The organism is Streptomyces sp. NPDC057617 (assembly GCF_042800555.1).
Classification (GTDB): Bacteria; Actinomycetota; Actinomycetes; order Streptomycetales; family Streptomycetaceae; genus Streptomyces.
In genome coordinates this window covers 260285-273603 of record NZ_JBHVGV010000010.1, presented here as the reverse complement: position 1 = coordinate 273603, position 13319 = coordinate 260285, and the positions used below count along the sequence as shown (strand labels likewise).

The 13319-nt window shown below is 72.4% G+C and carries 11 protein-coding genes; 3 read left to right on the top strand and 8 right to left on the bottom strand.

All coding sequences use genetic code 11. The features are described 5' to 3' along the window. Positions 1 to 256: 256 nt before the first annotated feature. Both ACFU9P_RS25215 and ACFU9P_RS25210 read right to left on the bottom strand, forming a co-directional pair. Positions 257 to 712, bottom strand: coding sequence for an ATP-binding protein (locus ACFU9P_RS25215; RefSeq protein ID WP_046504324.1), 456 nt, complete (start codon positions 710 to 712; stop codon positions 257 to 259). A 206-nt stretch (positions 713 to 918) separates the two neighbouring features. Beyond that, positions 919 to 1287, bottom strand: coding sequence for an STAS domain-containing protein (locus tag ACFU9P_RS25210; protein WP_376375873.1), 369 nt, complete (start codon positions 1285 to 1287; stop codon positions 919 to 921). Between the two features lie 240 nt (positions 1288 to 1527). On the opposite strand from ACFU9P_RS25210, the gene ACFU9P_RS25205 reads away from it, so the two are divergent. The 3 genes from ACFU9P_RS25205 (at position 1528) to ACFU9P_RS25195 (ending at position 6113) form a co-directional block, all read left to right on the top strand. Beyond that, positions 1528 to 2499, top strand: a complete 972-nt coding sequence (locus ACFU9P_RS25205) for a SigB/SigF/SigG family RNA polymerase sigma factor (RefSeq protein WP_384084678.1) — start codon at positions 1528 to 1530, stop codon at positions 2497 to 2499. A gap of 145 nt (positions 2500 to 2644) precedes the next feature. Continuing rightward, complete coding sequence (locus tag ACFU9P_RS25200) at positions 2645 to 3916, top strand: DegT/DnrJ/EryC1/StrS family aminotransferase (RefSeq protein ID WP_384084675.1); 1272 nt, start codon at positions 2645 to 2647, stop codon at positions 3914 to 3916. Between the two features lie 211 nt (positions 3917 to 4127). Next, on the top strand, positions 4128 to 6113 hold the full coding sequence (locus ACFU9P_RS25195; protein ID WP_384084822.1) for a lipopolysaccharide biosynthesis protein: 1986 nt from the start codon (positions 4128 to 4130) through the stop codon (positions 6111 to 6113). Here ACFU9P_RS25195 and ACFU9P_RS25190 read toward each other — a convergent pair. From ACFU9P_RS25190 to ACFU9P_RS25165, 6 genes are all read right to left on the bottom strand, one after another. Then, positions 6092 to 7141, bottom strand: a complete 1050-nt coding sequence (locus ACFU9P_RS25190) for a glycoside hydrolase family 26 protein (RefSeq protein ID WP_384084671.1) — start codon at positions 7139 to 7141, stop codon at positions 6092 to 6094. The two genes, ACFU9P_RS25195 and ACFU9P_RS25190, sit on opposite strands and share 22 nt — an antisense overlap. Beyond that, complete coding sequence (locus ACFU9P_RS25185) at positions 7138 to 7524, bottom strand: hypothetical protein (protein WP_384084669.1); 387 nt, start codon at positions 7522 to 7524, stop codon at positions 7138 to 7140. The genes ACFU9P_RS25190 and ACFU9P_RS25185 overlap by 4 nt, the downstream gene beginning before the upstream one ends. Before the next feature lie 170 nt (positions 7525 to 7694). Beyond that, positions 7695 to 9587: a hypothetical protein gene (locus ACFU9P_RS25180; RefSeq protein WP_384084666.1), complete on the bottom strand. Its 1893-nt coding sequence runs from the start codon at positions 9585 to 9587 to the stop codon at positions 7695 to 7697. An 89-nt stretch (positions 9588 to 9676) separates the two neighbouring features. Continuing rightward, positions 9677 to 10534 carry a polysaccharide deacetylase family protein gene (locus ACFU9P_RS25175; protein WP_384084663.1) on the bottom strand — a complete coding sequence of 286 codons (858 nt, stop codon included), beginning with the start codon at positions 10532 to 10534 and terminating at the stop codon, positions 9677 to 9679. Continuing rightward, complete coding sequence (locus ACFU9P_RS25170) at positions 10531 to 11976, bottom strand: glycosyltransferase (RefSeq protein ID WP_384084819.1); 1446 nt, start codon at positions 11974 to 11976, stop codon at positions 10531 to 10533. The genes ACFU9P_RS25175 and ACFU9P_RS25170 overlap by 4 nt, the downstream gene beginning before the upstream one ends. Before the next feature lie 142 nt (positions 11977 to 12118). Next, positions 12119 to 13318, bottom strand: a complete 1200-nt coding sequence (locus ACFU9P_RS25165) for a GNAT family N-acetyltransferase (protein ID WP_384084660.1) — start codon at positions 13316 to 13318, stop codon at positions 12119 to 12121. Position 13319 lies beyond the last annotated feature (1 nt).

The window sequence follows — 13319 nt, the reverse complement described above, 5'->3', positions numbered from 1 at the left end:
GGGCCGGTGTACGGATCGGTGAGCCGGTCGCTGTACGAATCGGTGTGCAGGTCGGCGTACGGATCACTCAGCCCGGTGCCGACCACGGCGCCGGCGCGGAGGCCGGGCGCCACGCCTGCCCCAGCGCCGCGCTGAGGCCCCCGGCGTCGGCCCCGGCGATGCGGTGAAGCCCCCGACGTCGGCCCGGCATCGCGGTGCGGCCCGGCTGTGCACGTTCACGTTCGCGTACGCGCCCCCACCGGGGCGTATACGCGCGTCACGCCGGAGGCGCGGCCAGCTCCGCCCACACCGTCTTGCCCGCCGCGCCGGGAGTCCTCAGCACGCCCCAGTCCAGGCAGAGCCGCTGGACGATGAACATGCCGTGCCCGCCGGGCCGCCCCGCGCGGTGCGGGGTACGGGGCGCCGGCTGTCCCGTACCGCGGTCGGTGACCTCCAGCCGCAGCACCTTGGCCGTACAGCTCACCCGCAGCCCCTCGGGCCCCTCGGTGTGCAGACAGGCATTGGTCACCAGCTCGGAGACGACCAGCAGCACATCCTCCGCCGCCGCCCGCCGGTCCGCGGTCGAGGCGGGGAGCCATCCCCAGTCGTGCAGCGCCTGGCGGGTGAAGTCGCGCGACAGCGGGACGACACCACTGGCACCGAAGAGCGCGAGCGTCCGCTCCCGCGGCTCGGGGCCGAGGTCGCCCGGCTGAGGCTGCCGGGTGGTGCTCATCAGCGCTTCACCTCACCGATTCACCAGTTCGCGAGTTCATCAAAACATCTGCACATCAGCGCAGAGAGAAGTACATCACTACAGAGAGTGCGGATTCCTGTGCGGCCTGCCCGGGATCTTCTGCCCGTCCGAATCGTGACAACACCCACTTCTCCCGTGGGAGAACGGCGGCCGGTCGCGATGGGGGAAGAAAGAGAGGCCCGGGCTCAGCCGGCCAGAGCGTCTTCGAGGGTGTCATGCACGGTGAACACGGCATCCGCGCCGGTGATCTCGAAGACCCGCGCCACGACGGGCAGCATGCCGGCCAAATGAACCCCTCCCCCGGCGGCGTCCGCCTTCAGGCGGGCGCCGAGCAGCACATTGAGTCCGGTGGAATCACAGAACTCCAGCTCAGAACAGTCGATGACCAGCCGCGCCCGGCCGCGCCCGAGGGCATCGTCCAGGGGCGCCCGCAACAGCTCCGCCGTGTGGTGATCGAGCTCACCCGCCACGGCCACTACCTCGCTCCGGCCCTCGGTCCTGACCTCGACGCGGAGCCGGCCCCGGTTCGTGCTGCCGACCGTCTGGCGGTCCATGCCCGTCCTCTTCGCCGTTGTCGGATGTGCCGGATGGGGGTCACGGATGGGGTCTGTCACCTGCCATCGCCGCTCGAACTTTACGCCTTTCATCCGGCCACCGGTACTCGAAGTCCCCCTCAATCCGGACAAATTAAGCAATTTACACTTGCAACGGCGGGAAGGAGCGGGTAGGGCTAGAAGGCCAGGAGAGACACATCCGATCGACCGACCATCGGCGGCCCCCACACGCCGAGAACGATGGAGGAGACCATGTCACCCCGGCTCGACGCACCGCGTACCCCCCACGCGCCGTCGGCAGCACAGCTCCCCGCACCACAGGTCCCCGTACAGCCGGCCACAGCTCTCGAAGACGCCCGGAGCCCCGTGGACCCGGCTGCTCCGGAATATCCGGAAGGTCCGGCCGGGCTGGAGGACCTGCCCGAGATCCCGCCCTTCGACGAGGTCCGCGCCATGGACGCCCGGGCCCTGTCCAAGACCCTCTTCGCCCGGCTGGAGTCCCTCGAAGAAGGCACCCACGAGTACGCGTACGTCCGCAACACCCTGGTCGAACTCAACATCGCCCTGGTGAAGTTCGCCGCCGCCCGGTTCCGCGGCCGCAGCGAACCGATGGAGGACATCGTCCAGGTCGGCACGATCGGCCTGATCAAGGCCATCGACCGGTTCGAGCTGAGCAGGGGCGTCGAATTCCCCACCTTCGCGATGCCGACCATCGTCGGCGAGATCAAGCGCTTCTTCCGCGACACCTCCTGGTCGGTGCGGGTGCCGCGCAGACTCCAGGAACTCCGGCTCGATCTGGCACGGGCCGGCGACGAGCTGAGCCAGCGGCTTGACCGCGCGCCGACCGTCACCGAACTCGCCGACCGTCTCGGTATCTCGCACGACGAGGTCGTCGAGGGGATGGCGGCGAGCAACGCGTACACCGCGAGTTCGCTGGACGCGCAGCCCGAGGAGCATGAGACCGAGGGCGCGCTCACGGACCGGATCGGCTACGAGGACCACGGTCTCGAAGGCATCGAGTACGTCGAGTCGCTGAAGCCGATGATCGCGTGCCTTCCGCAACGGGACCGTAAAATCCTGTCCTTGCGCTTTGTCGCCAATATGACCCAGTCGGAGATCGGTGAGGAACTGGGCATCTCGCAGATGCATGTGTCCCGACTGCTCTCCCGCACCCTGAGCAGGCTCAGAGAGGGCCTGACGCTGGAGGAGTAGCACCCGTCCGGGACCGCCCGCCGCCCCGCGCCCGCCGCGCGCCCGCGCCGCGCGGCCTCCCGCCGCCTCCCGCCGCCCCATTGACGGGACGTCCGGTATGGGACACATTGAGCCCGGGGCAGGGGGGAACCGTATGGCTCTTGGTGTGCGCTCAACACATGCCGCACAGACGGCACATGGTCCGTACGCCGCGCTGGAGTCACTGATGCGCGAGCGCCTCGGCCGGGAGTGTGTGTACATGCCCTCATGCCGTCTGGGGTTGTATGTGGCGTTGCGCCACTGGTGCCCGCGCGGCGGGCGGATCCTCATGTCGCCGGTCACCGATGACGTGATCTTCTTTGTGGTGCTCGCGGCCGGGCTGCGTCCCGTACAGGCGCCGGTGAACGAGCGGGACGGGTCCCTCGACCCGGCCGCGGTGCCGGATTCGGTATGGCGCGGGCTGTCCGCCGTACTGACCACCAATCTGTACGGGAACCCCGATCCGGCGCCCGAACTGCGCGCCCGGTGCGACGCGTTGGGGATCCCGCTGATCGAGGACGGCGCACACGCGCTGGGCAGCGAGGTGGCGGGGCGCCCGGTCGGCAGCTTCGGCGACGCGTCCGTGTTCAGCCTCTCCAAGCATGTGGGGGCCAGGACGGGCGGGTTCGTCGCGGTCGCGGACCCGGGGCCCGGGCTGCGTACGGAGCTGGCGCGGGCCCGGGACGCCCTGCTCGAACCGGCCCGGCCGCACTCCGAACTCGCCTACGCGGTACGCCCGTACGCCGAGGCAGGGGTCCGCGGACTGCGGCTGGTACGGGCCGCGCGCGCCACGCTGCGGCTGCTCGGGCAGCAGGAGCGTACGGAGATCAGGATGCCGCTGCGGCCGGCGGAGCTGAGGCGGGCGGTGGCGGAAGGGGGCGCGGCGGGCGCGGTTCGCGCGAACGGCGGCGGGCTCGCGGCGCTGCATCCCTGGATCCGGGTCGATCTGCACGACTACCGCCGCAGACCGGGCCGGGTGCGGCTCGCGCGTACGGAACGGCTCCTCGCCGGTCTGGACGAGCGGCTCGACGCGCACCGGCGGGGTACGGAGAAGCTGCTGGCCACTCCCTGGGGCGCCCCGGCCACCGCCGGCGGAGGGCCCGTACAGCCGCTCTTCCGGGTACCGCTGCTGGTCCAGGACCGTGACGCGGCGATCGCCGCCCTCGCCCGGCACCGCATCACCACCGGCTATCTTTACGATCCGCCGCTGGACGCCTACGCGGGCGGGGAGTTCACCGATCCTTCGCCCGCGCCGGGTCCGGCCGCCCGCTTCGCGCGGCACGCGCTGCCGGTGGACCCGCGCCTGGCGGACCGGGTGATCCCGGTGCTCACCGCGCTGGGGGCCGAGCCGCCGGATATGAGGGGCGGGGAGGGGGAAGGGCCCGGCGGCGGTGGCTGAAACCGCTGACACCGCCGGCACCGGCAGCACCGCCCGGTTACGGAAGCCGCGCCAGGGACGGCCCGGCCCCAGACCGCCTGCCCCCGGACCGCGCGCCGACTCCGACCCCGGCCCGCCCGCAGGACCGGCTGCCGGATCCTCCTCGGGACCGCCCGCCCGACCGGCGGACACCGGGGCCTCCGGGGCCTCCGGGGCCTCCGGCGGCGACTCGATGTTCCGTAACGCCTACGCCCTGATGCTCTCCACCGGGGTCTCCGCCGCACTCGGCCTCGGCTTCTGGCTGGTCGCCGCCCGCTACTACACGCCCGAGGCGGTCGGCCAGGGCTCCGCCGCCATCGCCGCCATGCGGCTGCTCGCCTCGATCACCGCCACCACCATGATCGGCGCGGTCGTCCGCTATGTTCCCCGGGCCGGACGCGCCACCGGACCGCTGGTGTGGCGTGCGTACGCCATCAGCTCGCTGGTGGTGTGCGCCGCCTGTGTGGTGTTCCTGCTGACCCTCGATCTGTGGGGCCCGTCCTACGCCCCGCTCGACGGCGTCACCGCGGGCCTGGTCTTCACCGCCTCCTGCGTCGCCTGGGCGCTGCTCACCCTCCAGGACGGCGTCCTGACCGGGCTGCGCAAGGCGTTCTGGGTGCCCGTCGGCAACGCCGTGTTCTCCATCGGCAAGCTGCTGCTGCTCATCGTCTTCGCCACCGCCCTGCCCGTCCTCGGGGTCTTCGTCTCCTGGGCGGCGGCCATCGCCCTGTCCGTCGTACCGCTGGGCTGGCTGGTCTTCCGTCGGCTCATCCCCCGGCAGGCGGCGGCCGACCGCGACCGGGAGCCGCCGCGGGCGTCCGACATCGCGCGGTTCCTGGCGGGCGACTCGGTCGGGGCGCTGTTCAGTCTGGCGATGATCAATCTGCTGCCGGTGCTGGTGGCGGTCCGCTTCGACGCCGCCCACAACGCCTTCTTCTACACCGCCTACACCGTCGGCGGCACGATGGAGTTCATGGCCATCAACATGGCCTCCTCGCTCACCGCGCACGCCTCGCACAGCCCGGACCGGCTCGCCGAGGGCGTCCGCGGGGCACTGCGCCGGATGACGGTGCTGCTCGTGCCGGTGGTGCTGGTCCTGGTGGTCTTCGCGCCGCAGATCCTCGCGCCCTTCGGCGGCGACTACGCGCGCCACGGCACGGACGTCCTGCGGCTGCTGGCCGCCGCCACGCTGCCCCGGGTCGTCGTGGAGCTGTACATCGGGGTGCTGCGGGTCCAGGGGCGTACGGGCATGCTCGCCGCCCTCCAGGGCGCCATGTGCGTACTGGTCCTGGGCAGCGCGCTGCTCCTGCTGGGACCCACGGGGATCTCCGGCGCCGGGCTGGCGATGCTGCTGTCCATGACGCTGGTCGCGCTGGTGGCAGCGCCGGGGCTGCGAGCGGCGGTACGGGACGGTCACCACCGTACGGGCCGTGCTGCCCGTACGGAACGCCGGAGGGCGGGGCGCCGGAAGCAGCGGGACGAGTACGGGACCGAGTGGGCGCGCAGGGCGGCGGCCCCGGCTCCTCAGCCCCCTCAGACCGCTGACCAGGGCCGGGACGAGAGCCGCGCGGTCAGTGTGCTGTGGCTGCTGCTGGGAATCGCGGCCGGGCTGTTCTGGTCCCCGCTCGCGCGCGCCCAGGACCTCGGCCGCGACCGCCTCACCGGAGTCCAGTTCCTCGACGCGCTGCCCCCGTTGACCCTCGCCGCCGTCCTGCTCCTGATCGTCGTCCAATGCGCGGCCATCTCGCTGGACCGCGCAGGCCCGGCGCTCCTGGCGCTCGGCCCCCTGGTCACCTTCGCCGCGCTGCACTCCGCGCCCGTACTCCTGGGCGTACCACCGGACCGGCTGTCCGGTCCCTGGCACACGCACATGGAGGACCTGCTCGCCCGGGCCGCGTGGCCGGCGAGTCCGGACGGGGTGCTGCGTGCCCTGCCCGTCGCGCTGCAACTGCTCTGTCTGGGGCTGGCGGCGCTGGCCCTTTGGGCGCTGGGCACGGACGGACGGGTCGTCACGGGCGTGGCGTGGGGGCTCGCGGTGGCGGGCTGGGCGGCGCAGCACCCGTTCGCGGCGGTGGCGCTGCCGGTGTCGGCGGGGCTGTGTGCGGTGGCGGTGCCGGCGGTTGCCCTCGCCGTCCGCCGCCGACGGCGTACGTACGCTCAGCGCGAGGGGACGGGCTGACGGAAGTAGGGGGCGCGGCCCGCCTCCCGGTAACCCTCCAGCGCCGGGCCCTTGTTCACCGTGAGATCGCAGTGCTCGCCCGGCACCGGCCGGTTCCAGTGCACCAGCGCCCGCACCCGGGGCAGCGTCGGCGCGACCTCCGGGATCTCCTCGTACCAGCCGCGCTGCCGGTCGGGCCGGCCCGGGTCCGGCGCCGTACTGAACTCGGCGAGCATGACGGGCTTCCGGTCGGAGATATTGGCGCGCAGCCAGTCGTACGACGGCCGCTGGCTGCGCTCGAAGTCCAGCCAGTTCTCGGAGTCGTGGCAGGCGAAGTAGTTGTACTGGTCCATGCCGATCCAGTCGACGTAGTCGTCGCCCGGATACAGCGACTTCATCAGCTCGGCGTTGCCCAGATAGCCGGAGACCGTCCACACCCACACGACGTTGTCCACGCCCAGTTCCCTGAAGCGGTCGTGGACATGGCGGTAGGCGGCGATGAACTCCTCGGGCGTGCCCGCGTCCGGGGTGCGGAAGTCGGTCTCCTGGTCGAAGGAGAGGAAGACCCGCTTCCCGTACGCCTTGAGCCGGCGGGCCTGCGGATCGATGATCTCCTCGTCGAAGGTCCCGGCCGCGACATTGCGCCAGCCGAGCTGGGTCTCGGTCCAGTTCTCGTGGTGCGGCTCGGTCCATACGGTGGACTCCCAGGCCAGCATCAGCATCCGGTCCCGGCCCAGCTCCCGCTCGTCGGGGGTGAGGAGCACTCCGTCCCGCTGGGTGTTCGACATGTCGTGGTAGTTGTAGACGAGATCGAGTCTGCGGCCGATCTTCTGCTCGAAGTCCAGGACGGCGTCCTTGAGTGAGCCGTTCTCGGCGTACGGGACGTACGCGCCCCACCAGGCGCCGCAGGGCGGTTCCAGCACGGCGTCCGGCGCGCACCGCCCGCCCGGCGGCGACGCCTCCCGGCCGAGCCGGACCGCGAGCCCGGCGAACAGGGCGCCCACGGTGACCAGTACGAGCACGAGGCAGGTGAACCCCCGCCCGGTCATGGGTCCTTCCGGGGGCCGGGTACGACGCTCGCGGGCAACGGTACGGCGGGCAGCGCGGCCGCCACCGTAGAGAAGGCGGCGAGCGCCCCCAGAAAGAGCGCGACCGAGAAGAAGGCCAGCACATAGAGGACGGTCGCGACGAGGGCGGCGAGCGAGAGACTCAGGGGCGCGGCCAGCGCGAGAACCTCCAGCCGCGCACCGGGCCGCGGCCGCGCACCGGCCGGCCGGGGCAGCAGCAGGGCGAACCCGGGCCCGAGGGCGACGAAGAGCAGGACGGGGACCCAGCGAAGAGGCGAACCCCCGGGCAGGCCGGTGACGGCGAGAGCACCCCACCCGGACAGCGCGAGCCCGACGCGCGGCCAGAACCGGGCGCGGAGGCGCACGGATCGCGGTGTTCGCACGCGTGGCGACGACCGGTCGAGGCCCACTGCGACAGCCTCGCCCGGCTCCGCTGCTTTCCGGCGGGGGGAATTCCGGGCCCGGTTCGGCTCCGGTGCCTCCCGCCGGCCCTGCCCCCGCTTCTCGTCCGGCACCGCGGCCTCCGTCTCGTCGCTCATCGGGCGGCCTCCGGGGGGACATGTTCCAGTACGAGTCCGTGCTCGCTCTCCTCCACGACCCGGAAGCGCGGCGACGCCTTCAGCGATTCGCGCAGCCGGGCGAAGCCGCCCGCCGGCAGATAGCCCTCGCCGGCCGTGGCCCGGTCCTGGGCCGGGGTGAGGATCACATAGACCGGGCGGTCGTCCGGGAGGCCCTCCGTCAGATAACCGGCCGGGTCCTTGAGCATCTTCAGGTTCTCCGGCACCTCCTGCTCCGTGAAGAACCAGCGCTCGTACCGGTCGTAGCGGTGGTACGCGCCGGGGAAGGACCCGGTCGTGGCCAGGATCAGCGCGCCCTCCGGGGCCCGGTCGTACGCCCGTTCCACCAGCGCGGTCTCCACCGGCGGCGCGTACTGCATCGCCTCCTTGCCGTAGTACGAGGGCAGGAAGCCCGCCAGCAGCGCGGCCAGCGCCACCGGCAGTGCCACCGCGCCGGTTTTCCGGGCCGGCCGACGCGCCTTCCCCGTTCCCGCCGCGGCCGGGACGAGCGCCGCCGCCGCGAAAAACGCCGTACCGGGCAGCCCGAACAGATAGACCCGGAACAGCATTTCGCCGCCGTAGTCATTGACCGCGAACAGCGGTACGGGCGCGGCGGCGGCCAGCAGCAGCGGCAGCGCGCTCCGGGTCAGCGCGCGCCGCAGCACCACCGCCGTACCGGCCAGTCCGCCGAGCACCAGCACCATCAGGATGTTGGCGTCGCCCACCAGCTCGGGCCCCGGGCCGGTCGGTTCGCCAGCGAACCCGGCGCGGGAGTTGCTCAGCAGATCGCCCGCCGTCTCCCGCAGCGAGCCCAGCGTCTCCAGGAACAGCACCCGGCCCATCGTCAGATCCCAGACGAGCATGATGACCCCGGCGACCGCGAGCAGCCCGAGATTGCGGTAGCGGCGGGTGAGGCAGAGCGCCGTCAGGGTCATACAGAGCATGACCGGGGTGAGCTGGTGCGAGGCGTTGACGGCCGCGATGAGCGGCGCGAGGACCGCCACACAGACCGCCCGCTGCCGTAGCCCGGTGGGCGGCGGTACGGAGGCCGCGGCCGGGTCCAGATACGACCGGTCCCGCAGCCGCCGCGCCGATCCCGGCCGGACGAAATGGCGTACGACCACGGCGAACACGGTCAGAAAGAGGAGGTAGGCGAAACCTTGCGGAGAGAGATAGTCCTGCCCCACCCAGTTGGCGAGCTGGAAGATCCAGACCGCGGTCCACACCAGACGCCAGTCGTCGGTGAAGGTGCGGTAGATCAGCACCAGGACCGGTATCAGCAGCAGACCGAACGCGACGGGCGCCCAGTTGGTGTAGACCGCCGCGCCCTCCAGCCCGAACGAGCGGACCAGTGCGGCGTTGAGCGAGAAGAAGCCGGGCCACTGGTCGTACGCGGACATCCCGCCGGAGAGTTCGACGGTCGGATGGACGGTGCCCTCGGCCAGCAGCCGGTCGATCACGGCGTCGTGCTTGGACGCCCAGGGGTAGCGGACCGAGTCGTACAGCAGGGCGGGCGGCGCCTTGAGCGCCACGAGCAGGGCGACGCAGTGGGCGAGCGGCCACCAGGGGGCGGTCCCGGCCCGGCGCAGGCCGGCCAGGAAACCGGCGGTGAGTGCGGCGAGCGCGGCGTAGTAGGCGACCGGGAAGCGGTCGAGTAGGCCGAAGTCCCCCATGTCGTGGAAGTCGATACGGGGTAAGGACCAGCTCCACAGGGCAGCGGCGACCGCCAATGGCAGCCAGGAGAACAGGAGTTGAGGACGGAACAGGGCGGCGACGGTCCGGCCGGGACCGCTGCGGCGCGGGGTTTCGGGCACGGATGGCGGCGGTTCGGGCGCGGGTCGCAGCTCTGGTACGGGCACGGGCTGCTGCACAGTGCGACTCCCCCCACAGATGTGGTCACGGCCGTCACGCCGCTGTCCCTGAAGCGAAGTATAGGAACTCTTCACGTGTTTGTTTCGGTCTATCCGGCGAACTCCGGGCCCCGTATCCGCGCCCGCGCGCCCCGGTACAGCCGCCACCCCAGCGTGAGCGGCGATTCGGGGAAGGGCGCGACCCTCGCCCGCTCGCCCGCCGCGGGACCGCCCGCCATCCAGGACTCCACATCCGCCGCGGTGTGCGTACGGCGCACGATCAGCCGGGCGATGCGGTACGGCTCGTCCCGCTGCGAGCTGTGCGCATGGCGTACGGCGACGGCGGAGACGTATCCGGCGCGCGCGGCGGCCCTCCGTACGGCACGGCTGCTGTAGCCGTGCGGATAGGCGAGATGCGCGACCTCATGGCCGAGGGTGTCCTCCAACGCGGCCTTGGCGTCGCGCAGTTCACGGTGGAGGGCGGCGGGCGGGAGCGTGTCGAGCTGGGCATGGGTGACGGTGTGGGCGCCCACCTCCATGCCGTACCCCTCCAGCGCCGGAGCCTGCGCGAGCGTCATCATCGGTCCGGGCGGCAGCAGGCTGGTCAGGCCCGGCGTGATCGCTCCGGTGGTCAGATACGCGGTGGCGGGCAGGGAGCGGACGGCAAGCGCCTCGGCGGTGGGGCCGGGGAGATCGGCGAAGCCGTCGTCGAAGGTGAGAACCACGGGGCGGGCGGGCAGGGGCGGTTGGGGCGTCCCGCCCTGACGTGCCGTGCCCCGGCCGGTGAGGGCGCTGATCGTGACGGGCGTACGGCCGCTGGCGGCCACGGCATCGAGATGGGCGGCGAAGTCCCTCGGCGTGACGGTGAATTCGGCGATCCAGTCGGGCGGGTCGTCCATCACGGCGTGATAGAGAAGCACGGGAATGGGGCTGGGGGCGGAGCCGGAGCCGGGTGTGGTGCCGCTCATGGCCGCCCCCTGCGTATCCGGGTGTGTCCCGGCGGGCGCGCCTGACCGTTCATCTCGTCGTACGTCCCGCGCGCCTCGTAGGTCTCGTGCACCTGCGTTTCGTACGCCTGGTCGCGTGCCTGGCGGCGTACTCGTACGCGTGCCTTCGCGTAGCCGAGCGGCCCGTACAGCATCCCTCTGCGCTCCAGCCGGGAGAGGCCGCGCGGCCAGGGATGGGTCTGCGCGCCATGGGCCCCGGGGGCCGGCTCGCCTCCCTGGGCCCTGCCTGGATCGTGTGCCCCGTCCGGGCGGTGGGCCGTGATCGCGCGGGCGTGGGCGAGGCCGCGCGGCAGCCTCGCGAGCAACGCGGGCAGCAGGGCCGGGCGGCGGACCAGGATCGCGGTGAGATAGGCGGTCAGCCCGGCGCCGTAGCCGTACGCCTGGTTCCTCAGGTCCTGCCAGGTCTCGCGGTGGTGGTGCCAGACGAGCGCCTCCGGGGTGTACCGCAGCCGGTGCCCGGCGGCCAGGATCCGTACGAACGCGTAGAGGTCGTCGCCGCCCCTGGCAGGCGTGCCGGTGCCGGTGGCCGGGTCGAAGCCGCCCACTGCCCGCAGTGCCTCCGCCCGAAACGCCATATTGGCGCCGGAGCCGAAACTGCCAGCGGTGAACGGGAAGAGCGGTTCGTCCGCGGGCGGCCTGGCCGGGTCGTACAGCCGGGGATCGAAGCCCTTGGCGAAGCCGCCATGGCTCTCCAGCAGGATCTGCGCGGTGGTGGCCAGCCGGGCGGGCAGGATCAGCCCGGTCGTACAGCCGAGCCCGGGGTCGGCCGCGAAGGGCGCGGTGAGTGCGGTCAGCCAGTGCGGGTCGGCGATCACATCGTCATCGGTGAAGGCGATGACCGCGCTGTCGGCGTCGGCGGCGACGATCCCGCGGTTGTGCGCCACGGCCAGTCCGGGCCGTGGCTCCCGGACGTAATCGACCCGGTCGGCATAGCGCGAGGCGACGAGATCGTGGGTGGCGGTGGTGACAGGCGCGTTGTCGACGACAAGGACGCGAAAGTCCGGGTGGTCCTGCGCGAGCAGCGAGTCCACCGCCCGCCCGAGCTGCCCGGCCCGCTCCCGGGTCGCGACAACGACGGTGGTACGAGGAGGCGCGGCGGACTCGTCAGACACGGGCGGCTCGGCCACTGGCCCTTCGGGTACGGGCGGCTCGGCCACCGGCTCCAGCGTGGGCGGGGCGCCCGGCGGATTCCTCCGGGCGCGGAAAGCCGCCGCGAGCACCTCGGCCGGGTCCTCCCCCGTCCCGACATGCCCGAGGACGGTGGCGGCCGGCCGGCCCCGTAACCGTACGAGCGCGAAGATGTCCCCCGCGCCCAGCGGCGGACCGCCCGGCGCCGGGCTCAGGGAGAGCACCTCGCCATCCGGTCCGTCGAGATCGAGTTCGGCGACGGCGATGGGCGGCAGCTCGGCCACTTCCCGCCGCACCCCCCGACGCGCACCGGCTCCCCGACGCGCACCGCCGACCGTCCGCGCCGTGCTGGATGTGTACGTCATCAACTCCCCCCTCATTCCACCCGGTCACCCGGTAACCCGGTCACTCCCCCGGTCACTTCGCGCGCAGCCGACCCACCCGGTTCAGCGTCCGCTGCGCATAGCCCGCCAGCCTCGGCCTGTTCCGTACAAAGCTGTGCGCCCGGCGGGACGGCTCCCTGCTCAGCCAGTGCAGGGCCGCCCGCGCGCCCGGCCGCGCCACCGAGCCCTCGTACACCCGCAGCCCGCCCGTCTTGAGCGCGTCCTTGTACTCGGCGGCCCCGCGCCCCAGATCGAGCAGGCCTATCCCCGCCTCCGCCGCGGCCTCGGCCATCCGCAGATGCAGGATCAGCCCCGGCGAGTACTTGGCGAACTCCGTGTCGTACGCCGGGAACCAGCAGGCCAGTACCGTGCGCGAACGCAGCCCGAAGTGCGCGGCGACCGGCCGCTCCGCCGCGTACAGCACGGAGAGCACCCCCGAGCAGCCCGGCGTGCGGGTTTCGGCCAACTGCCGTACGAGCGTGCTGATCCACTCCTTGGCGAACCGGTCACGCCGCCCCGTCCTGCGGTACTGCGCGGACTTCCACTCCATGAGCGTGCGCAGCGCCGCCGGATCGCGCTCGTCGAAGACGAAGCGGACCTCGCCCGTCTGGCGGCCGAGTCTGCGCTCCTTCGCGGCCGTCGTCCTGAAGAACTTGGGCGATCTCGTGCGCAGCCCCGCCGCATAGGCCTCGTACCCCTCGCGGACATCGATGACCGGGGACTCGAACTCCTCGGCCGCCGAAGGGACGAACAGTTCCTGGCCCGCTTCCAGATTGTCGAACTCCCAGGCGGAGAGGGAGCAGGCCTTCAGCAGTTCGGGCGCGGACAGCCCCAGACCGGCACGGCACACGGCCCCTTGCGCATCGGACACCCCTGAGCCGATGGCCCTGCCCTGCCCCAACGGGCCCGTCTCGTAAGGGAAGAAGCCGACGGGCTCGCCGTACCCCTGCCCGTCCCCACCGTCGTACCCATTCCCGTCCCCACCGCCGTACCCATTCCCGTACGCGCCCCCGTCCCCGTATCCGTCCCCGCTCTGCCGTATGACGGCCACGCGCGCCATGGGCCGTACGCGGCCGACGGCGCAGGCGAACTCCGGTTCCATGAAAGGGCTCGCGGGCGACCCCGACATGGACCGTAACGCGCGCCAGGCCTTGATCTCGGTCTCGTCCAGCTCCCCCGGCGCGGTAATGCGGATGCGCGCCCGGCCGCGCGCGGCACTGCGTGCCTCACTCATT

Excerpts from the sequence above, each read along its gene's own strand:
- ACFU9P_RS25215 (WP_046504324.1), bottom strand. The coding sequence starts at position 712 with ATGAGCACCACCCGGCAGCCTCAGCCGGGCGACCTCGGCCCCGAGCCG.
- ACFU9P_RS25210 (WP_376375873.1), bottom strand. The coding sequence starts at position 1,287 with ATGGACCGCCAGACGGTCGGCAGCACGAACCGGGGCCGGCTCCGCGTC.
- ACFU9P_RS25205 (WP_384084678.1), top strand. The coding sequence starts at position 1,528 with ATGGAGGAGACCATGTCACCCCGGCTCGACGCACCGCGTACCCCCCAC.
- ACFU9P_RS25195 (WP_384084822.1), top strand. The coding sequence starts at position 4,128 with ATGTTCCGTAACGCCTACGCCCTGATGCTCTCCACCGGGGTCTCCGCC.
- ACFU9P_RS25190 (WP_384084671.1), bottom strand. The coding sequence starts at position 7,141 with ATGACCGGGCGGGGGTTCACCTGCCTCGTGCTCGTACTGGTCACCGTG.
- ACFU9P_RS25175 (WP_384084663.1), bottom strand. The coding sequence starts at position 10,534 with ATGAGCGGCACCACACCCGGCTCCGGCTCCGCCCCCAGCCCCATTCCC.
- ACFU9P_RS25165 (WP_384084660.1), bottom strand. The coding sequence starts at position 13,318 with ATGAGTGAGGCACGCAGTGCCGCGCGCGGCCGGGCGCGCATCCGCATT.